Origin of the sequence: Treponema berlinense, assembly GCF_052273165.1 — a bacterium.
Classification (GTDB): Bacteria; Spirochaetota; Spirochaetia; order Treponematales; family Treponemataceae; genus Treponema_D; species Treponema_D berlinense_A.
This window is the reverse complement of record NZ_DAVZIU010000003.1, coordinates 13696-34741: the sequence shown is the minus strand read 5'-3', so window position 1 is coordinate 34741 and position 21046 is coordinate 13696. Positions and strand designations below refer to the sequence as shown.

The window sequence follows — 21046 nt, the reverse complement described above, 5'->3', positions numbered from 1 at the left end:
TTTATTTCAAGGCAAAAATAAAAAATAAGGAGCGCAAGCCACCCTCTTATCCGGCTAACCGCCCTTTCGCTTACGCTCCATTGCTTCGCAACTTCGGGGCTAATATCCGGGCTAAGATTTTTTGTCAATAAAATTCAACTTTCCGTCTTATAAAAAAAACTTTAAGCAATACCCAAAAATCAAAAAAAATACTAAACTTCATATTCCTATGGCTACAGATTTATCAGACCTCAAAAACGAATTAAACCCGGAACAATACGAAGCTGTAATGACTATAAACGGTCCAATTTTGATTATTGCCGGAGCAGGTTCAGGAAAAACCCGCGTAATAACATTTAGAATTGCTCACATGCTCGATTCTGGAGTTCCTCAAAGCCAGATTCTTGCGCTCACCTTTACAAACAAGGCCGCAAAAGAAATGGTTGAACGTATCAAGGAACTTACTGGAAAAAAACTTCCGTTTCTTACGATTTCGACATTTCACGCATTCGGAGTAAAAGTTTTAAGGCAGGACATTGCAAAACTCGGCTGGCGCGAAAATTTTTCAATTTATGACGAAACAGACCGCAATGCGCTCATAAAAGAAACTGGCCGGGAACTACGCTATTCGCCAGAAGCGCTCGACATTTATAAAATCGGAATTTTGATTTCGGACATAAAAACTGGACGAAAACAGTGGAACGCAGAAAACGAAATGTACCGCGAACTCTACGAAGGCTATCAGGAAGGCCTAAAACTTTACAATGCCGTTGATTTTGACGATTTGATTGTACTTCCAATCCGCCTTTTTAAGGAATTTCCAGAAATTCTTGCAAGCTACAAACAGCGCTACAAATACATAATGGTAGATGAATTTCAGGACACGAGCCACCAGCAGTACGAAATGATGCATCTTCTTGCAGACCAGAATGTTGCAGTCGTCGGAGATGACGACCAGAGCATTTATTCATGGCGCGGAGCAGACTACCAAAATATAGTCAATTTTGAAAAAGACTTTCCTAATGTAAAAGAAATCCGCCTAGAGCAAAATTACCGCTCGACAGGAACAATTCTTGCAGCGGCAAACGGAGTAATCAAGCACAACACAAACCGCAAGGACAAGCAGCTCTGGTCTGGAAAAGGTGAAGGAAAACCTATTGAAGTTTATAGTCCAGACAACGAAACAGCCGAAGCCGACTTTGTCGTAGAAACAATTCAGGCAATTTCAGTCGAAGAAAAGCGAAAATATGACGACTTTTGCGTCTTATTGAGGGCAAACACTCAGTCGAGAGCAATCGAAGAAGCCTTCTTACAGGAAAACATTCCCTACACGATGAGTGGTGGAACTTCATTCTTTCAACGAAAAGAAATAAAAGACATAATCTCTTATCTCCGCGTAATTTCTAACCACGACGATGATGTAAATCTTTTAAGGATTATAAATGCGCCAAGACGGGGAATCGGTCGCGCAACAATTGAAAAATTAAATCAAATTGCAAAAAATTTAAGTTGCTCTCTTTACGAAGCCATAAACTCCCTTCTAGAAATTCCAGAAGACGAAGCAGACCTTTTTATGCAAACTTCTCCGTCAAAATATGGAATAGACGATGGTCTTGATTTTTCTGAAGGAACTAAAGATTCTCTCAAAGATTTTATAGATATTATAGATTCAAACAAAAGCATGCTCGGCGGACACGGACTTTCAAAAAAAGTGCGGAAAATGGTCGAAGACATCCACTATTTTGACTATCTTATTTCAGAAAATCCAAAATCAGAAAAAGCAGCCAGATTCAAGTTTCTAAATATCGAATCCTTAATTAATTCAATCGAAATGTGGGAAAACAACCCCGAAACTCAAGATCCGACTCTTTACAATTATTTAAACAGAATCACACTTTTGTCGCGCGACGACATGGACGACGAAGAGGATCACGGAAAAGTCAACCTTATGACGATTCACGCTTCAAAAGGACTTGAATTTCCAGTCGTTTTTATAATCGGTTGCGAAGAAGGACTTATTCCTCACGGACGCGCAGTTGACGAAGGCGGGAATGCGGCCGTCGAAGAAGAAAGAAGGCTTTTTTATGTTGCAATTACGCGTGCAAGAGACAAACTTTACATTTCTTCATGCTTAAAGCGAAGGCATATGCAGTCTGTCGTTGAATGTGCACCTAGCCGATTTCTTGAGGAAATTCCTTCAAGCCTTGTAAAATACTATGAACCTCCAGCGCCAGTTGATGATAAAACCGCTGATGAGTTTTTCGCGCAGATGAAAAGAAGGTTTTCTGCCCCGATTGTACCAGGCTTTAACAATATGCAACGTTAAAAAACAGTAAAATATCGTAATTTTACAAAATAAAGACAGGAAAAATTGTTAAAGGACGATTAGAATATAAATATCTCAATTAAGGAGGAGATATAAAAATGAAATTAGTTACAAAAGTAACAACAGCTATCGCAGCACTTGCAGCAGTTGCAATGCTCGCATCTTGTGGATCTACATCAGGAGCTTCTTCAGAGGCTTCAGCTCCAGCAGCTGCACCAGCAGCTTCAGGAAGTGCTTCTGTATGGGAATGGAAATCAATTCCACTTTCAGATATTGGTGTAAACGATACAGTAATCGATGATCGTTTCGTTCTTGACCCAGTTTCTAATCCATGTGACGCAGAATTTGCCGCAGTTGCAGGAAAAGCAAAATTCAAGACAGAAGACCTCGGAACAGCTATCTACCTTCAGAACAAAGCAGCTTCTAACAAAGACAACATCAAAGATGTTTTCCAGGCTGCATTCGAAGTAGTTGTAAAAGCTCCTGCAAAAGTTACTTTGACAATCTCTGGAAACGGCGATGCTACTCCAGCTCGTGTATTTGGTGTATTTGATCCAAGCGGAGCTATGATTGCTTCTGTAGACAATCTCGGTGGTGGTGAAAAATCAGAACTCGCATTCGATGCAGCAGCAGCTGGTGCTTACACAATTAAAGCTTCTGGTACACGTATCTACGGTGTAAAAATTGAAGCTAAATAAGTTTAGTATGTAAACTTACCGAAAGACCGGGTTTATTGAAACCTGGTCTTTTTTTTTGCATAAAAAATAGAAGGCGTTGTAAAAAAAATGATTTACATCAACCTTATTTTTAAATTTTTTGGAGAAAAAAAATGGAATTGATTTATGGAATCAAGGACAAGCCAAGTTTAGGAAAAGTAATTCTTTTTGCGCTTCAGCAGTTACTTGCAATAATGGCAGCGACAATTGCGGTTCCTGCAATCGTTGGAAACGGACTCAGTGCCTCCGCAGCCCTTTTTGGCGCCGGCGTTGGAACTTTTGTTTACCTTTTGTTTACAAAAAGTTCAAGTCCCGTATTTTTAGGAAGTTCGTTTGCTTTTATCGGCTCAATGTTCAGCGCTTTCGGCGGAGCTGCCTCTGTTACAGTCGGTTATTGGGGACTTATCATCGGTGCTGTAATGGCAGGTCTGGTTTATGTAATTATTGCAATAATCGTAAAATGCTGCGGTGTAAAATGGATTGACCGGCTTATGCCACCAGTAATCATCGGTCCAACAGTTTCTATAATCGGACTAAGTCTTTCTGCAAATGCTGTCAGCGACCTTATGAAAACTTCGGTCGAAGGCGGAAGCACCTACGTTGCGCTCATCTGCGGACTTATCACCCTTGCCGTTACAATGATGTGTTCATCTTACGGAAAAAAAATTGGCCGTCTTATTCCTTTTATCATTGGAATTCTTGCGGGTTACCTTACAGCATCAATTTTTGCGCTTATCGGCTATACAACCTCAAACCCAGCACTCATCGTAATAAATTATCAGGCTTTGCTCGGAGTAAAAAGTTTTTTTGCAATTCCTAAATTTACTTTTTTAGCAGGAGGAATCGAAGGCTTAAAGGGAATAACTCCAACTTACCTTCTTACAATTTTTGCAGCCTACGTTCCAGTTGCATTTGTAGTCTTTGCAGAACATCTTGCAGACCACAAAAACCTTTCTGCAATAATTGGCGTAGACCTTCTTAAAACGCCAGGACTTACACGCACTCTTTTAGGAGATGGAATTGGAACAATTGTTTCTACTGCATTTGGTGGCTGTCCTAACACAACCTACGGTGAGTCAATTGGCTGTGTTGCAATCACTCGCAACGCTTCGACAGTTTCTATCTGGGGTTGCGCAATTTTGTGTATTCTTTTTTCTCTTATAAGTCCGCTTGTTGCATTCCTCGAAACAATTCCAAACTGCGTAATGGGCGGCGTCTGCGTTGCACTTTACGGTTTTATTGCTGTTTCCGGATTTAAAATGTTCCAGAAAGTTGACCTGAGCATAAACAGAAATCTTTTTGTAGCTTCGGTAATCTTTATTACAGGTGTCGGCGGAATGGTCGTAAAAATCGGAGCCGTAGAAATCCGTACGGTTGCCTGCGCCCTTATTTTAGGAATTTTAACAAACCTTCTTCTCGGAGGAAATGCAAAACCTAAAAAAGATGAATCTGAAAACTAATTTGTAAAAAAAACCGCACAAAGCAAAATCTGTGCGGTTTTATTTTTTCATCACCTTGCAAAAAGCAATCCGTTCAAAATCCTGCACAATTCCATTGTCAGTTTCTACATCCTCATAATAATAGCAGTGTCCGCAGTAAATATATCCGTTTTTTTCGACTAAATGCTGCATAGGAAGATTATTGCGATGAGTATCAATTTTTATACATTTTACGCCAGGCTGATTTTCACACCAGCTAAAAATAAACGAAGCGATCCCTTTTACTTTCATTCCAGACGCAACAGAATGAATACACCAATAATCTTCTGTGTTTTCTGGCCATTTTCCGTCTTTTAAATCGTCATATGAAGGTTCTTTTTCGTGCATGAACAAAAATGTGCCTGCAACTTCCTCTGTTCCATTTTCGTTTTTATAACAGCAGATAAATTGAATTTTTTTACTGATGTTCGATTCAATATTTTCTTTGTGAGGACGGTCATTTCCCCACTGAGTAGAATTTCCATTCGTCTTCATAAAATCCCGTGCAGACTTATAGATTTTTTGAATAGAATTCAAATCTGACAATTCTGCATTTCGGATATAAAATTCAATCTGCTGTTTTTGCATTTTATGCCCCGTAATAATTTATGAGTGTCGTTACAGGAGTCGGCGACAAAACCTTTTCGTAATTCAAATCAGGAAGACCAATTACGACTGCAATTTCCGCAACTGCCGCTCCAGTCATTGCAAAAAGTTTTTTAGCAGCATTTAAAGTTCCGCCAGTTGCAATCAAATCATCAACCAAAAGAATGCGGTCAGAAGTTTTAACATCGCTTTTATGTATTTCGATTTCTGCAGAACCGTATTCAAGCTCATAAGACTGACTGTAAACTTCGCCTGGAAGTTTTCCTTTTTTGCGAATTAAAATAAGCGGAATCGAAAGTCTGTCGGCAAGAGGAGCTGCAAACAAAAATCCTCGACTTTCCGCTCCTGCAACAGCCGTGATTTCGCCTTTTTCCACAAGCGGACGATATTTTTCTTCAAAACAATCAAGGCAAAACTTAAATGCCTGAGGATTTGTAAAAATACTTGTCACATCATAAAAAAGGATTCCAGGTTTAGGAAAATCTGGAACACGACGGATTGCACGGTCTAAAACTGAATTGTCTTTCATAAAAAAAGTCCTCTATTTTTTTGCTACGGTTCTGATAGAACCCATTTTTATTCTTTTTTCGCGACTCTCTTCCATCAATTTCATAAGGCTGTCTTTGTCTTCATTTTTTATTGCATTCTTGAATTTGTTGATTTGATTTTCAAAATTTTCAATATGCTCAACAAGCTTTTCTTTATTTGAAACAAAAAGTTCAGTCCAAAGAGGAGCATTTATCATGGCAATTCTCGTTAAATCTTCAAAACTTCCTCCTCCAAAAGCTGTAATTTGTTCGTCTTTTGCGCTGTCAACAAGAGAACAGGCAATTACGTGGCAAAGCTGGCTTGTAAAACCGATTTTGTAATCATGAATATCGCAGGTCGTTTCTGTAATACGGGTAAAACCGATTTCTGAAATGAAATTTCGCATTATTTCAAGATTCTCAGCCTTGTTTTCAGGAAGCGGACACAAAATGTAATTGTGATTTATGAACATTTTTGCAGTCGAATTGACATAGCCTTCTTTTTCACCACCAGCCATCGGATGACCGATTATAAAATCAACGTCAGGACGCAAAATTTCTGGAAGTGATTTTTCAAAGATGCCTTTTACACCTGAAATATCCGTAACAATTGCTCCGCTTTTAAAAAAATTTTTGTTTTGTTCCAAAAAATCAATCGTCGCATGCGGATAAAGACAGACATAGACAAAATCACATTCAGGAAGCATTTTTTCGTATTCGTTTGAAGTAAACGCTTTGTCAGCAACTCCTTCGTTTAAAGCCTGAGTAAGACAGGAAGTGCTTCTGTTGCAAACATAAATTTTTCCTGTCGAACCGCTTTGGCACAAAATGTTTTCACGGATTGCTTTTGCGATTGATCCGCCCATTATTCCCAAACCGACAATTCCGTATGTCAAATCTTTTAAATTCCGCATTTTTTCCTCTTTTTGGCATTTTTTGTTTCGTTTTACTGAACGTTATTCCGCTAGCGTCTCCCAAAAAATTCCAGGTTCTTTAATCCGCGCTTAAACTGCGGAATTCTGGCGCTCGCAGTCGTATCAATCGGGCTTGTGTCACCGCGTTTTAAGAAATGATACGCAACACCTGCAATCATCGCTCCGTTATCGCCACAAAGTTTTAACGGTGGAAATATGCAGTTTAAATCCGTGCGTTCTGCAAGCATTGAGCGCAATCTTGAATTTGCAGCAACTCCGCCTCCAGCAACGACAGTTTTTATTCCGGTGTCGTCAACAGCACGCAAAAGCCGCGAAACAATCGTCTTACAGGCAGTCTCCTGAAAAGCGGCACATATATTTTCGTTTGTTTTTTCATATCCTGGCTTTAAAAATAAATCCGCCTGATGAATTACTGCTGTCTTTAGTCCGCTAAACGAAACGTCATAACGGTGGTCGTCGCCCTTGTCGAGTTTTGGAACAGGAAAACTAAACGCCTTAGGTTCACCGTTCTGAGCAAGACGGTCGATAATCACTCCGCCAGGATAACCAAGCCCATAAAATTTTGAAACCTTGTCAAAGGCTTCGCCAATCGAATCGTCAATTGTAGTTCCCAGAACCTCAAGGTCATCAAAACCGTTTACTTTAGCAATAATCGAATGTCCACCACTAACCAAAAGTCCAATATAAGGATAAGGAATATCATTTACAAGATGAGCAGCATACATATGTCCGAGCATGTGGTTTATAGCAATAAAAGGTTTATTTATTGCCCAGGCAAGAGTTTTTCCAAAAGTAAGGCCGACCAAAAGAGCACCCATAAGGCCAGGACGATTTGTCGAAGCAATTGCGTCAATTTCGTCCAAGGTTAAATTCGCTTCTTTTAAAGCCTGTTTTACAACCGGCAAAATCCACTCTGCGTGCTTGCGGCTTGCAATTTCTGGCACAACACCCTTATAAACCTGGTGAAAAGGAATCTGAGTAGCCACAACATTGCTCAAGATTGTTTTTCCGTCTTCAACGACGGCACAAGCTGTTTCATCACAAGAACTTTCAATTCCAAGAACCTTCATTTATTTTCTCCAATAATAGCAAAATAGCAATTCTTCATGTTAATTTTAACGAAGCGTTGAAGGAGTTGCAAACCTATAGCCTGCTTTAAGCAGGTAAGGATACATCTGTTCAAGAAGTTTTGGCAAAATTTCTGCGCTTTTATCAACATGAGCAATCACAATCACACTTCCATTTTTGTTTGCCACTTCCAAAGATTTATAGATTTCTTTGAGCATAGCTTCGCGAGAAACAATATTGTCAATATAAGGTCCTGATTTTTCAAAAATCGTCATATCCCGCTCAAGGGCAGCCTGAGGAGCCTTTGTATTGGCAGTCGTTCTGCTGTCCAAAAAATAAATTTTATTTTCAAGACAAACATCTAAAACATCCCCGATTCTCAAAACATCTTCGGTAACTTCGCTTCCCTCGTGGTTATTCAAACCTTTTACGCCAGGTCCGATTTCCGCAAGATTTTCATTTATGATTGAGCGGATTTGCGAAAAACTCATATCAACGCTGATTTTTCCAAGTCCTGGGTCAAGATTATGGTTTAAGGACTGCATCGGTTGATGCAAAATAAGTTCTTTTCCAAAAGAACGTACAATGTATGCACAATCTTTTGAATGCAAAAGTTTCGGCAAAACAGCAATTGTAAGAGGAAATGGCAACGAAGCGTATCTTTTTGTGTATTCTGCGTTCATTCCGGCATCGTCAATTACAAAAACCAAAGTCGCTCCGTTTTGCGCTGGAGGAATTAAAAACGGCAACTCCTGTTTGTTTTCTTTGTTTTGAATCTGCTCATTTTTTTTGAATTTTTCAAGATTTTCTACAGTCTTGTTTTTATTTTCGATTTTAGACTTCGTTTTTTGAATATTTTTATTTTCCGTTTGAATGTTATTTGTATTTTCTATAGATTTTGCGCAATTTTTTTTATAACCATCATTTTGTTTTTGAGAAGTTTTATTTACGTTTTTAGAATTTTCGACTTTTTTAGCAGAATCTACCGATTTTTTTAACGTTTTTGAATCAGAAACTTCCTTCTTTTTTTGAGTTTTGCCTAATTCATCTGAGTTTTGATGCCTTTGTTCTGTTTTTTTTTCGCTTTTTACAATTTCCACAACATTTTTTGACTTTGCGCTTTGAACCAAAACATTTACAGCAATACAAACACAACAAATTAAAAAAATAATTCCGCATAAAAGAGTTACTTTGTTTTTGTCGAGTTTAACCTTTTTAACTTTTCTGCGACGCACAGAAGTTTTTCTTGTTTTTTTTGAAGATGTTTTTTTTTGAGTTTTCATTGGAACAAAGATGAATTTATATCTTCGTTCATAATAAGCAATTTTTTCATCTTATGGAATACTTTAGGCAAAACTGAATTCATTCAACGAATCTGCATATTTTCTCATCTTCTTTATGGCCCTCAATTCCATCTGCCGGATAGTTTCTGCGCTCACTCCCAAATCCGCGCTTAATTCGCGCAAAGTCGGAACATGCAGCTCGTTTTTAAAATTATATCTTCCATAAATAACTTTGCGCTCAAAATCAGGAAGTGAATCAACCATCTTTTTTATCTGATTTTTTTCATGAAGACGCAGATATTCTATTTCCGGATTATAACTGTTGTCCACGATTAAATCTCCGATCGTCACATTTCCGTCTTCAGAGGCTTCAATGTCAATGCTTGTAATTGTATAAGAATACGAAAGAGCTGATTCAATCTCTTCAGGAGTTGTTCCGCAGATTTCGGCAAGTTCTAAAACAGAAAGCTCGCGATTTAAATTCTGCTTATATTCGTTTTTTGCAGCAACAATCTTACGCAAAAGCTCTTCTTTTCGATGAGGAATAGCAATCATTGATGTTTTGTTGTAAACATAGCGAAGCATATACTGCAAAATCCAACTGTATGCGTAAGTCGAAAATCTTGTATTAAAAGAATAATGATACTTAGAAGCCGCCGCCATAAGACCTAAATTTCCTTCTTGAATCAAATCCATTATCGAATTTTTTGAATTACATAAAAATTTTCTGGCAATGCTTATAACAAGTCTCAAATTTGAATTTACAAGTTGATTTACAGCTTGAGCGCTTCCTTTTTCAATCTGTTCAGAAAGTTTTTTCTCCTGCTCTGCATTTAAAAGAGGATATTTTCCAATCTGCTTTATATATGTTTCAAGAATTTCCATTTTTGGCCTCCCGTAAAAAGTCAAGATTTAAACTTCAGTTTTAGGATTGACTTTTTAAGTTGTTTCGCAACGAAGTGAGAACAACAGATGATAAGAAAGTTTACAACACAAACTTTTAAAACAAATGTCGTCATTTTATATAATGCAATAATCGTGCCAACTTTTAATCCGTTTCTAAAAACAAAAGATGTTTTTTATATTTCTCTGTAATACAAGCAATTATTTAGTTTTTTTATTCTTTGCCCTTATAACACAAAAAATAAAAATGTCCACTTTTTTACAAAAAAAATTAACAATCGTTCATTTTTTTATACAGTTTTTCAAAACCGTACACTTTTTTATACAGCAGGGAATTAACATTTTTTTTATATTTTTTTTATCTAAAACAGAAAATATGATTTATAATTAAAGAGATTTTTAGATTGTAATAAAAAATAAAAGGAGAAAAATTTATGAGTGAAGAATTGAATGCTTCTCAGAAAGAAATCAACTCTCTTGTCGAACGTGCACAAAAAGCGTTAGAAGAATACGCAAACTTTGACCAGAAAAAAATTGACTATATTGTAGCAAAAGCTTCAGTTGCGGCTCTTGACCACCACGGAACTCTTGCAAAACTTGCCGTAGAAGAAACTAAGCGTGGCGTTTTTGAAGATAAGGCAACAAAAAACTTGTTTGCCTGCGAATACGTTGTAAACCATATGCGTCACCTAAAGACAGTTGGCATTGTCGAAGACGATGATGTTACAGGAATCGTAAAAATCGCAGAGCCTGTCGGTGTTGTGGCGGGCCTTACACCAGTTACTAACCCTACTTCTACGGCGATTTTCAAGTCGCTCATCTGTCTTAAAACACGAAATCCAATTATTTTTTCGTTCCATCCAAGTGCAATAAACTGTTCAATTGCCGCAGCAAAAATCTGTTACGAAGCAGCAGTTGCCGCAGGCGCTCCAAAAGACTGTATTCAGTGGATTGAAGAGCCTTCAATGGAAAAAACTTCGCTTTTAATGAACCATCCTGGAGTTGCAACAATTCTTGCAACTGGCGGAAATGCAATGGTTAAGGCTGCATATTCGTGCGGAAAACCGGCATTAGGAGTTGGCGCAGGAAACGTTCCAGCTTATGTTGAAAAAACTTGTAATCTTCGTCAGGCAGTAAACGACATTGTAATGTCAAAGGCTTTTGACAACGGAATGGTTTGCGCTTCTGAGCAGAGTGCAATTATCGACAAAGAAATTTATTCAGATGCGCTCAAGTTATTCAAGGAATACAAGGCTTACCTTTGTTCTGCCGACGAAAAAAAGAAACTCGAAAAATATATGTTCGGTGTTGACGGTGATCCTGGCGTTGCAAAACTCAATCCAGACATTGTAGGTATGAATCCAAGAGTTCTTGCAAAAAATGCCGGATTCGAAATTCCTGCCGAAACGAGCATCATCCTTGCAGAATGTAAAGACATCGGTGTTGCAGAATGCCTTACCCGCGAAAAACTTTCTCCTGTTCTTGCAATCGTAAAGTCTAACTCGACAGAAGATGGCATTAAAAAGGCGGAAAATTCAGTAAGGTTTAACGGACTTGGACATTCTGCCGCAATTCATACAACTGATAAAAAAATTGCCGAACATTTTGGGGATGTGGTTCCTGCAATCCGCATAATTTGGAATTCACCTTCTACATTTGGCGGAATCGGAAACGTTTACAACTCGTTTATTCCTTCTTTAACCTTGGGCTGTGGCTCTTATGGACACAATTCTACAGACGACAATATCAGCGCCGTAAACCTTTTGAACATCAAAAAACTTGGACGGAGAAGAAACAATATGCAATGGTTTAAAATTCCTTCAAAAATATACTTTGAACGCGACTCTATTGAATATCTCCACCAAATGAAGGAGATCCACAAGGCGATTATCGTAACTGACCGCTCAATGGTTCAGCTCGGCTATGTTGACAAAATTACCGACCAGCTCAAACTTAACCGCAACGAAATTCAGTATCAGCTTTTCTGCGATGTTGAGCCAGATCCTTCAATCCAGACAGTTCGCAAGGGTGTTGAGCTTATGCGTTCGTTTGAGCCAGACACAATCATTGCTTTGGGTGGAGGCTCTTCAATGGACTGCGCAAAAGGAATGTGGCTCTTCTACGAAAATCCAGACGTTGACTTTAACGACCTCAAACAAAAATTTATGGACATCCGAAAACGCGCCTTCCGTTATCCAGCACTCGGAAAAAAAGCGCTCCTCGTATGTATTCCAACAACTTCAGGAACAGGCTCAGAAGTAACTCCATTTGCCGTAATTACCGACAAAGAAGAGCACAAAAAATATCCTCTTACCGACTATTCTTTGACTCCGAATGTTGCAATCATCGATCCAACATTTACTTATGGACTGCCACCAAAAATCGTTGCCGACACAGGAATGGACGTTCTGACACACGCAACAGAAGCTTACGTTTCTACGCTTGCAAACGACTTTACAGACGGACTTTGTATTCAGGCAATCAAAATGGTATTCCAATATCTTGAACGCTCTTACAAAAACGGCGCAGACGATGTAGAAGCAAAAGAAAAAATGCACAACGCTTCCTGTCTTGCAGGAATGGCCTTTGCAAACGCATTCCTCGGAATGAACCACTCAATGGCTCACAAAGTCGGAGGCGAATTTCATGTTCCACACGGACGCGCAAATGCAATCCTGCTTCCGTTTACAATCCGCTACAACGGAACTCAGCCAGAAAAACTTTCAACCTGGCCAAAATACAACTACTACAAGGCTGCAGAACGCTATGCTGAACTTGCCCGCCTGCTCGGTCTTCCAGCAAAAACAACGGCAGAAGGCGTAGAATCTTACGCAAAAGCTTGCGGAGAACTGGGAATGAAGCTCGGAATCCAGATGAACTTCAAGAGCCAGGGAATCGATGAAAAAGAATGGATGAACGCAGTTGAAAAACTCGCTTATCTTGCCTACGAAGACCAGTGTTCACCAGCAAATCCACGCGTTCCAATGGTAGAAGATATGAAAAAAATTCTGACAGAAGCATATTCTACGACAGAATTTCTAGAAAAATAAAAAAGAGGAAACGACACCTTTTTTCAAAAGTTTTCTTTTCCTCTTTCAAACTCTTTTTCTTCCAAAAAAATGGTCATTTGTCTGTCTTTTATTCAGATTTAATGACCATTTTTATTGTTTTAGAATATCTTTCAAAAACTACAGAGTTGCAATAGTTCTTTCGATTCTCTTAAGGCTACGCTCTTTTCCAAGGACGTGGATTGAACCAATAAGTGGTGGAGAAACACGGCTTCCTGTAACTGCCATACGAATCGGCATCATAAAGTCGCCAAGTTTAATGCCAAGCTCTTCTGCTTTTGCCTTTGCAAAATTTTCTGCGCCTTCGTGGTCTGTTTCAAAAACTGCTGCAACAAATTCTTTAGCAGCTTCCAAAACTTCCTTAGTTTTTGCAACATCGATTCTTTTTGGAATAATCTGGTCTGCAGGAGGAACTGCTGGTTCAGTAAACATAAAATGAACCATTTCTGCAGCTTCGGTCAAAAACTTTAATCTTTCCTGAATAAGTGGCATAAGTCCCATCAAAGTTTCTTTTACATCTGCGCTCGTCATATTCATCGACTTGTCAACGCAGTAAGGCTCGCCGTCTTCTCCCAGCGCAACTCCAGAGAATTTAGGACCAACATTTGGTTTTGGCTGCGGATTTTCAGGATTGATTTCGAGAGTTGCATCTCCTGTTCCAGTAATAAACGGCAATGTCCATTTGTAAAGGTCTTCTGTCGAAAGCTGGCGAATGTAGTTTGCATTGTAGAATTCGAGTTTTTTGTAATCAAAAACAGCGGGAGCCTTATTTAAGTGTTCAAGGCTGAATTTTTCTGCAAGTTCCTTGAGAGTGTAAAACTCTTTTCCTTCTTCGTAAGAACATCCCAAAAGAGCAACATAGTTTATAATTGCCTGAGGAAGATAACCGCGCGCACGGAATTCGTTGAGAGAAGTTGAACCGTGGCGTTTAGAAAGTTTTTTTCCGTCAGAACCGTTTACCATTGGAAGATGGCAGAATTCAGGGTGTTCCCAGCCAAAAGCCTTGTACATCTGAACGTGGAGAGGAGTTGAAGGAATCCATTCCTGTGCACGCATTACATGCGAAATCTGCATCAAATGGTCATCAACAATATTTGCAAGGTGGTAAGTCGGAAAACCGTCTGACTTGAGCAAAATCGGGTCAGGAGAAATATCCTCGTTCTTCCATACAATGTCGCCCAAAATATGATCGTGGAATTTCGTTTCGCCTTCCATCGGAACCTTTAAGCGAATTACGTGAGGAATTCCAGAAGCAAGTTTTTCTTTAACTTCTTCTTCTGTCAAATGGCGGCAGTTTCTGTCATAGCCAGGAGCCATTTTATTTTCAGTCTGGATTTTGCGGATTCTTTCAAGGCGTTCAGCGTCGCAGAAACAATAATAAGCCTCGCCTTTTTCAATCAGTTCATTTGCATATTTTTTATAAAGTTCAAAACGTTCGCTCTGAACATAAGGACCGTATTCACCGCCCTTATCGCCACCTTCGTCCCAGTCAATTCCTAGCCAGGCAAGAGTATCATAAAGATTTTTTACGTATTTTTCGTCGTAACGTGTGCGGTCAGTGTCTTCAAGACGCAAAATAAATTTTCCGCCCTTTGAACGTGCAAAAAGATAATTGAACAGCGCAGTCCTTACACCACCAATATGCTGCATTCCAGTCGGAGACGGAGCGTAGCGAACACGAACTTCTTTAATGTTTTCCATGTTATTCCTCTTAGATTCAATAAACGAATTTTATAATCGCCTGAATTCTAAATTCAAAATCCAGCATTCAGACTGTTAAAAAAAACAATTTTATCTTTTTATTATACTGAAAATAAGAACTTCTGGGCAACCACAACAAAAAAATCTACTTTTTCTTTAATTTTTTGCAGCACCAGAAAAAAACAGGAATCAAAAAACTGTCCGCCAAAAGCCAAGCCAACGGACTTGCAGCACAGGCAGCGGCAAAACCAAACATCGGAATAAAAACAATTCCGATTACGCCTCGCCCAACAAGTTCAAATGCTCCAGCAAATATAGCAACTGTCGAAAATCCCATTCCTTGAATCATAAACCTGACGACATTCACAAGAACTAAAAGAACGTAACAGGCGCTATTCACAAGCAAAAACAAACGCACATTTTTGCAGACAAGCGCTACAACTTCAGGCGCTTCATTTTTGTTCATAAAAAGATTGGTCAACGCTTCGCTTCCAAAAAACATTACGACAAATGCAAAGGCAGAATAAATAAAACCGATAATACAGGCACTAAAAAGCCCGCTGTTCAAACGTTCAGTTCTTCCTGCACCGACATTCTGTCCACCATAAGTCGCCATTGTTGTTCCCAAGGCATCAAAAGGCGTCGCAAAAAAAATATTTATTTTAGCTCCGGTTGCAATCGAAGCAACATAAACCGATCCAAGAACATTGACCGCAGCCTGCAAAATTACAGAGCCGATTGCAGTAATTGAGTATTGAAGCCCCATCGGAACTCCTGTTCCAAGAAGGCCAAGGCTCCTCTTTGAACTAAAAACTCTGTCTTCTTTATTCAATCTCAAAATTTCAAATTTTCTGTGCATATAAAAAAAACAGATTATTCCAGCGACACCCTGGCTTATTACAGTTGCATAGGCAGCACCAGGAATTCCCCAGCCAAAGCAGGCAATAAAAATCAAATCGAGAATAATATTTAAAATCGCAGAAAAAATCAAAAAATAGAGAGGAGTCTTGCTGTCGCCAACAGAACGGATTATTCCAGAAAGAAGGTCGTAGAGAATTACAACAGGAATTCCAGCCAGAATAACCACAAAATAATCATAAGCGCCATCAATAACGTCAGCAGGAGTTTTTAAAAGCAACAGAAGTGGTCTGCAAAAAATCACAGTAACCGCAGTCAGGACAATTGCAAAAATTCCGCCCAGAACAGCAGAATTAAAGACAAACTGTCTCATTCCGCAAAAATCTTTTGCACCAAACTTTTGAGCGACAGGAATTGCAAAACCCGAACAAAGCCCCATGCAAAAACCAATAATCATAAAATTGAGCGAACCTGTAGAACCAACAGCAGCCAGAGCCGAAACTCCCAAAAACTGACCGACAATAATCGTATCTACAAGGTTATAAAACTGCTGAAACAAATATCCCAAAAAAACAGGAACCGCAAAATCAAAAATAACTTTTAGTGGCCGTCCAACCGTCAAATCCTTTGTCATAACAGCAATATTATGAATAAAATTCGCGTTTTACAATCTCAAACACTTCTTTTTCGTTTCCTTCAAACAAAAAATTAGCAGATTTTTTAAAACAAAGTTCCCATTTTTTTTCTCGCTCACAAAAATACGGAAAATAATCACGGCAATTTTTTTCAAAATACAACCACAGAAAAAGCCAGATAAACTGTCCGCCGACCGTATAACAGGATTTCTCGGCTAAAGGCGAAGCAATTTCAACTTTCGAAATATAAGTCACGGCGTTTTTTCCTTCATTTTTTTTATTGAGTTCCATTGCGCCAACAAAAAGCGAATAAGCTTTAAAAAGAGCCTGCTCGTCCTCTTCAATCGAAGCCGCCCGACTCGAATTTTTACCGAGGGCAGCAAAAGGCGATTTATAAATTCTATAAGTATTTACAACGTTCGACCGCAACGCCTGCGCACTGTGCCGGATTTTTTCTTCAAGAATCTCATCTTCCGAAATATCTTTTTTTAGTCTGGCATCCGAAAAACCCGAAATTCTCTTTAATTTGTCCGAAAAAGCCGAAATAGCATCCTGAATATTTTCCGTCATAAAAATCCACCCAATTTTTAAAGATAAATTTATGCAAATTTGGAGCATAAATTTCGGTCAAACCCGCTTTTCATGGTGCTCATTCGGCAAAGCCGAACGCCTTCGGCGCCATTCCAATCGGGGCTATAATCTTATATTATAAATATAACACGATATTCGTCTTGGAGGAACAAATGAAAAAAACACTTGCTGCTATAACTGCAATTTTACTTTGCAGTTCAATTTTTGCTCAGGAAAAAGTCTGGCTCTGGCCTAAAAAAACAGGTCCAGGTTCAGAAAAATTAAAAATCGAACAAACTGTCGAAGAACGCGGAGGGGGAAATACTCACGACAGAATAATTTCCGGCGTAACCCAACCTTATTTCGAAGTCTACAAGCCGTCAAAAGAAACTCAGAATAAAAAAACAGGAATTTTAATTATTCCAGGAGGCTCGTATCAGCGTGTAGTTTACGACAAAGAAGGTGTTCACTATGTAAAAGCATACAACGACGCCGGATACACTTGTTTTGTTCTTGTTTACCGCACACCAAACGATCAGCACAAAGACAGTTCTACAGTCTCACTTGCTGACGCACAAAGAGCAATGCGCGTAATCCGCTCTCGTGCCCAAGAATTCGGTATAAATCCTGACAAACTCGGAGTAATGGGCTCTTCAGCAGGCGGACACGTCGCAGGAAGCCTTGCAGAACGCTATAACGACGAAGTTTATAAAATGCAGGACAAAGCAGACAAACTGCCAGACGGTTCATGGACAAATGCAAAACCAGCATTTCAAATGCTTATGTATCCAGTAATTACAATGCAGGACGGTCTTACCCATTCTGGAAGCCAAAAAAATCTGCTTGGAGAATCGGCAACTCAAGCTCAAAAAGACGCAGTTTCCTGCGAAAAAAACGTCAGCAAGGACAATCCTATTGCCTGGCTTTGCTGTGCAATCAACGACAAATCAGTAAATCCAGAAACCAACATCATTCCTTACTGGACAGCTCTTCGCAACGCAGGAGTCCGCACAGAACTTCACGTATTTCCAGCAAGCGGTCATGGTTTTGGAATTATGGGGGCATCAGGAACGGCAAAAAAGTGGCAGGCTATTTCAATTGAATGGCTCGACACTTATATAAAATAACAAAAAAAAACGGACAAAATTGACAGCCAAAAATTGACCTCAATTTTGTCCGCATTAAAATTTTAGAGGGCCTTGCTTTCAAGCATCATTCTGTCGTTCATTTCTCCGGCAGCACCGAATTTTGCAAGCAAGTCGTCAACCTTTAGATTCTTTTTTTCTTCACCACGAACGTCGTAAACAATTTTTCCGTTCATCATCATAATAAGGCGGTTTCCGTATTCAATTGCGTGCATCATGTTGTGTGTAACCATAAACGCAGTCAAATGATCTTCTTCGATAAATTTTTTAGTCAGTTCAAGAACGCGAGAAGCAGTTTTTGGGTCAAGAGCAGCGGTATGTTCGTCCAAAAGCAACAAATCTGGCTTTTGCAAAGTTGACATCAAGAGAGTAAGAGCCTGTCTTTGACCGCCAGAAAGAAGGCCGACCTTGCTGTGCATACGTTTTTCAAGGCCAAGTCCCAAAAGCTCAAGTTTTTCGTAATAAAGGTTGCGTTCAGAATTTTTTATTCCCCAGGCAAGAGAACGTGTTTTTCCGCGCCTAAAAGCCATTGCAAGGTTTTCTTCAATTTCCATATTTGCGGCAGTACCAAGCATCGGATCCTGAAAAACTCGTCCTAGATATTTTGCACGGCGATACTCAGGCATATTCGTCAGGTTAATACCATTCAGTTCGATTTTTCCAGTATCGCAAGAATGAACTCCAGCAATCAGATTTAAGAGAGTTGATTTTCCAGCTCCATTTCCACCAATTACAGTCACAAAATCGCCGTCTTCGAGCGTAAGATCTATTCCAAGAAGAGCTTTTTTTTCTGTAATTGTTCCTGGATTAAAAGTTTTTGTTACATTTGTAATTTTAAGCATTTTATGCTACCTACCTGTTATGCAATCTTCCAGAAAATTTTATACTCTGCTGCTTTATGATTGGAATTGCAAGCGCAATCGTGATGATGATGGAAGTCAAAAGTTTTAAATCGCTTGATTTTAATCCAAGCTGAAGAACAACAGCAATTACAATTCTGTAGACAATTGACCCCAAAACTACAGAGATAAGAGTAAACCAGAACGGCAATTTTTTTGAGAACCAGCCAAAAATCGCTTCTCCAAGGACGATAGAAGCAAGACCTATAACCAAAGTTCCTGTTCCCATTCCAACATCACCGTAACCCTGAGACTGAGCAACAAGACCGCCGCTCAAGGCAATAAGTCCGTTAGAAAGCATAAGTCCCAAAATCTTCATCTTGTCGGTATCAACGCCCATGGCACGAACCATGTTGCCGTTATTTCCGGTAGCACGGAGGGCAGAGCCAATTTCTGTCCCACAAAACCAGTAAAGAGCGAGAATCAATACAGTACAGAACAAAAGCCCAGAAATAAGGGAAGCCATATTTGGTGTCATTTTATTAAATAAATTTTGAATACGGTTCATTACAGTTTCTGCGCCGAGCAAAGGTGTATTTGAACGACCCATAATTCTGATATTAACAGAATACAAAGCTGTCATTGAGAGGATTCCTGCAAGGAGTTCCTGAATCTTCAACTTTGTGTGAAGAAAACCAGTTACGCCACCAGCCAAAAGTCCAAGAAAAAATGCAGCAAAAAGTGCAAAATACGGATTAAAATTATTCATTACCATAACGGCACATACTGAACCGCCAAGAGCAAAAGTACCGTCACATGTCATATCTGCAATGTTTAAAACCCTAAAAGTAAGGTAAACACCCAAAGTCATAACGCCCCATAAAACGCCCTGGGCAACGGCACCCTGCATAGCCATAAAGATGCTTATAATATTCATAATTATTCATTATAACTTTTAAACAAAGCCTTGCAAGGCGAAAAAACAATAATTTTAGTAAAAAACAATGGAAAAAACGCCATATTCGTTTTAAAATAACATTGTATGTTTCTAATTAAAGAAGGAAAAATAATTTTTCCGGTAAAAGTAACATTTACTCTCTTAGTGGTTTCTGCATTTTTTATAGTTTCATACGTTCATAATACAAAAATCACTCACCTGCACCAGCAGTGTGAACTAATAAGTAAAACCGCCGCAACATTATTCACTTTCTCACTAGACAAGGCTCTTCCCATAAACGAAAATATCAAAGGAATGATAATGGCAACCAACGGAGACGTAAGCGGTTTTGAAAATATTATTCCAGCATTTATTCCTCAAAGCCCTTCAATAATGTGCATTCAACTGGCACCAAAAGGAAAACCAAGCCAGTTTTTTCCGCAAATGTCAGAAGACAAGATTATTACTGATTTATACAATTCCCCGTACACAAAAAAAATTTCCTCTTTTGCAGAGATTAACAGAAAATCCTATTTAACAGGACCTTACTTTTTCGACAAAGACCAGCCCATTCTAATTCTTCAAGATCCAATCTTTCTGAGGACAAAAAAAATTCAGGGAGAATTCTGGGGTTTTTGTACAGCTTACATAAAGATAAAAGACCTGTTTGATCAGGACACATTGAATTACTTAAATTATTCAAATCCGCCATGCAGCTACAAACTTTACAAATTTGATCCGTATGTCGATGAAGAAGTTTTACTTTCTTCAAACACAAACGAAAAGTTAATCGAACCTGTAATAACAAGATTCAACGTAAAAGAATCTTCCTGGGCGCTTTATGTTGTTCCAAAAAACGGCTGGTATTCGCCTTCAAGACTCTTTATAATTAGCATAATACTCTTTTTTATATGCGTAATCATTTCAATTTTGATTGGATTCTTAGTCACAACAAAGGACAGAAACGAAAACCTTGAAAAACTGACATTTATGGATCCTCTCACAAATCTCTACAATGCACGCAAATTCTCTTTAATTTTAAAGCAATATCAAAAATTGGCATTGCAATACACGATTGTCTATCTTGATTTAAACAATTTTAAGATGATAAATGACAATTTGGGACACGACACTGGAGATAAAATTCTTACAATCGTCGCACGAAAAATTTCAAACTGTATTCGAAAAGGCGACCTTGCGTTCAGACTCGGTGGTGATGAATTTGCAATTATTTTGCCAGGCGAACATGATGAAAATTTTGTAAAAACAGTTATAGAGCGCCTGAAAGAATCCATAAAGCGCGAAACTGTCTTGGAAACAGCAAGAATGCAGGTTACGGCGAGTGTAGGTTTTGCAAGATGTCCTCAGGACAGCAGCGACTATGAAGAGGTCGTAAAAATTGCAGACAAAAATATGTACAAAGACAAAAGGCTTGCGCATTCAAAAGAAAAGCTGTAACTGTTTTCTAAAAA

The 21046-nt window shown here is 38.9% G+C and carries 17 protein-coding genes; 6 read left to right on the top strand and 11 right to left on the bottom strand.

Annotated elements, in window-relative coordinates; translation table 11 throughout:
• Nucleotides 1-208 precede the first annotated feature (208 nt).
• The 3 genes from ACT6XC_RS02245 (at nucleotide 209) to ACT6XC_RS02235 (ending at nucleotide 4481) form a co-directional block, all read left to right on the top strand.
• The gene (locus ACT6XC_RS02245; RefSeq protein WP_443740652.1) at nucleotides 209-2305 is read left to right on the top strand and encodes an ATP-dependent helicase; all 2097 of its coding nucleotides are present in this window, start codon (nucleotides 209-211) and stop codon (nucleotides 2303-2305) included.
• Between the two features lie 98 nt (nucleotides 2306-2403).
• On the top strand, nucleotides 2404-3003 hold the full coding sequence (locus tag ACT6XC_RS02240) for a pre-peptidase C-terminal domain-containing protein (RefSeq protein WP_443737488.1): 600 nt from the start codon (nucleotides 2404-2406) through the stop codon (nucleotides 3001-3003).
• Nucleotides 3004-3134: 131 nt separating this feature from the next.
• Nucleotides 3135-4481, top strand: coding sequence for a uracil-xanthine permease family protein (locus tag ACT6XC_RS02235; protein ID WP_443740651.1), 1347 nt, complete (start codon nucleotides 3135-3137; stop codon nucleotides 4479-4481).
• 39 nt (nucleotides 4482-4520) lie between these two features.
• Here the strand turns inward: ACT6XC_RS02235 and ACT6XC_RS02230 are convergent, their stop codons facing one another.
• The 6 genes from ACT6XC_RS02230 to ACT6XC_RS02205 all read right to left on the bottom strand — a co-directional run bounded on the left by ACT6XC_RS02230 (nucleotide 4521) and on the right by ACT6XC_RS02205 (nucleotide 9803).
• A complete protein-coding gene (locus tag ACT6XC_RS02230) occupies nucleotides 4521-5087 on the bottom strand; it encodes an N-acetyltransferase (RefSeq protein WP_443740650.1) in 567 nt (188 codons plus the stop codon).
• Nucleotide 5088: 1 nt separating this feature from the next.
• Complete coding sequence (locus tag ACT6XC_RS02225) at nucleotides 5089-5634, bottom strand: adenine phosphoribosyltransferase (protein WP_443740649.1); 546 nt, start codon at nucleotides 5632-5634, stop codon at nucleotides 5089-5091.
• A gap of 12 nt (nucleotides 5635-5646) precedes the next feature.
• Entirely contained in the window at nucleotides 5647-6546 is a 900-nt protein-coding gene (locus ACT6XC_RS02220) for a prephenate dehydrogenase (RefSeq protein WP_443737484.1), read from the bottom strand.
• 50 nt (nucleotides 6547-6596) lie between these two features.
• Nucleotides 6597-7637: a tRNA (adenosine(37)-N6)-threonylcarbamoyltransferase complex transferase subunit TsaD gene (gene tsaD, locus ACT6XC_RS02215; RefSeq protein ID WP_443740648.1), complete on the bottom strand. Its 1041-nt coding sequence runs from the start codon at nucleotides 7635-7637 to the stop codon at nucleotides 6597-6599.
• Nucleotides 7638-7682: 45 nt separating this feature from the next.
• A complete protein-coding gene (locus ACT6XC_RS02210) occupies nucleotides 7683-8918 on the bottom strand; it encodes a divergent polysaccharide deacetylase family protein (protein ID WP_443740647.1) in 1236 nt (411 codons plus the stop codon).
• A gap of 63 nt (nucleotides 8919-8981) precedes the next feature.
• On the bottom strand, nucleotides 8982-9803 hold the full coding sequence (locus ACT6XC_RS02205) for a sigma-70 family RNA polymerase sigma factor (protein WP_443740646.1): 822 nt from the start codon (nucleotides 9801-9803) through the stop codon (nucleotides 8982-8984).
• A gap of 452 nt (nucleotides 9804-10255) precedes the next feature.
• On the opposite strand from ACT6XC_RS02205, the gene adhE reads away from it, so the two are divergent.
• Nucleotides 10256-12871 carry a bifunctional acetaldehyde-CoA/alcohol dehydrogenase gene (gene adhE / locus ACT6XC_RS02200; protein ID WP_443740645.1) on the top strand — a complete coding sequence of 872 codons (2616 nt, stop codon included), beginning with the start codon at nucleotides 10256-10258 and terminating at the stop codon, nucleotides 12869-12871.
• A gap of 138 nt (nucleotides 12872-13009) precedes the next feature.
• On the opposite strand, the gene gltX is transcribed toward adhE, so the two are convergent.
• The 3 genes from gltX to ACT6XC_RS02185 form a co-directional block, all read right to left on the bottom strand.
• Nucleotides 13010-14590 carry a glutamate--tRNA ligase gene (gene gltX, locus ACT6XC_RS02195; RefSeq protein ID WP_443740644.1) on the bottom strand — a complete coding sequence of 527 codons (1581 nt, stop codon included), beginning with the start codon at nucleotides 14588-14590 and terminating at the stop codon, nucleotides 13010-13012.
• A gap of 145 nt (nucleotides 14591-14735) precedes the next feature.
• Nucleotides 14736-16082 carry an MATE family efflux transporter gene (locus ACT6XC_RS02190; RefSeq protein WP_443737478.1) on the bottom strand — a complete coding sequence of 449 codons (1347 nt, stop codon included), beginning with the start codon at nucleotides 16080-16082 and terminating at the stop codon, nucleotides 14736-14738.
• A 10-nt stretch (nucleotides 16083-16092) separates the two neighbouring features.
• Nucleotides 16093-16653: a hypothetical protein gene (locus ACT6XC_RS02185; protein WP_443740643.1), complete on the bottom strand. Its 561-nt coding sequence runs from the start codon at nucleotides 16651-16653 to the stop codon at nucleotides 16093-16095.
• Between the two features lie 173 nt (nucleotides 16654-16826).
• Between ACT6XC_RS02185 and ACT6XC_RS02180 the strand changes: the two genes are divergently transcribed.
• On the top strand, nucleotides 16827-17780 hold the full coding sequence (locus ACT6XC_RS02180; RefSeq protein ID WP_443740642.1) for an alpha/beta hydrolase: 954 nt from the start codon (nucleotides 16827-16829) through the stop codon (nucleotides 17778-17780).
• 62 nt (nucleotides 17781-17842) lie between these two features.
• On the opposite strand, the gene ACT6XC_RS02175 is transcribed toward ACT6XC_RS02180, so the two are convergent.
• Nucleotides 17843-18640, bottom strand: a complete 798-nt coding sequence (locus ACT6XC_RS02175) for an ABC transporter ATP-binding protein (RefSeq protein WP_443740641.1) — start codon at nucleotides 18638-18640, stop codon at nucleotides 17843-17845.
• Nucleotides 18641-18650: 10 nt separating this feature from the next.
• Nucleotides 18651-19574 (bottom strand): ABC transporter permease, encoded by a 924-nt coding sequence (locus ACT6XC_RS02170; RefSeq protein ID WP_443737474.1) that lies wholly within the window; start codon nucleotides 19572-19574, stop codon nucleotides 18651-18653.
• A 105-nt stretch (nucleotides 19575-19679) separates the two neighbouring features.
• Between ACT6XC_RS02170 and ACT6XC_RS02165 the strand changes: the two genes are divergently transcribed.
• Complete coding sequence (locus tag ACT6XC_RS02165; protein ID WP_443740640.1) at nucleotides 19680-21032, top strand: diguanylate cyclase; 1353 nt, start codon at nucleotides 19680-19682, stop codon at nucleotides 21030-21032.
• Nucleotides 21033-21046 lie beyond the last annotated feature (14 nt).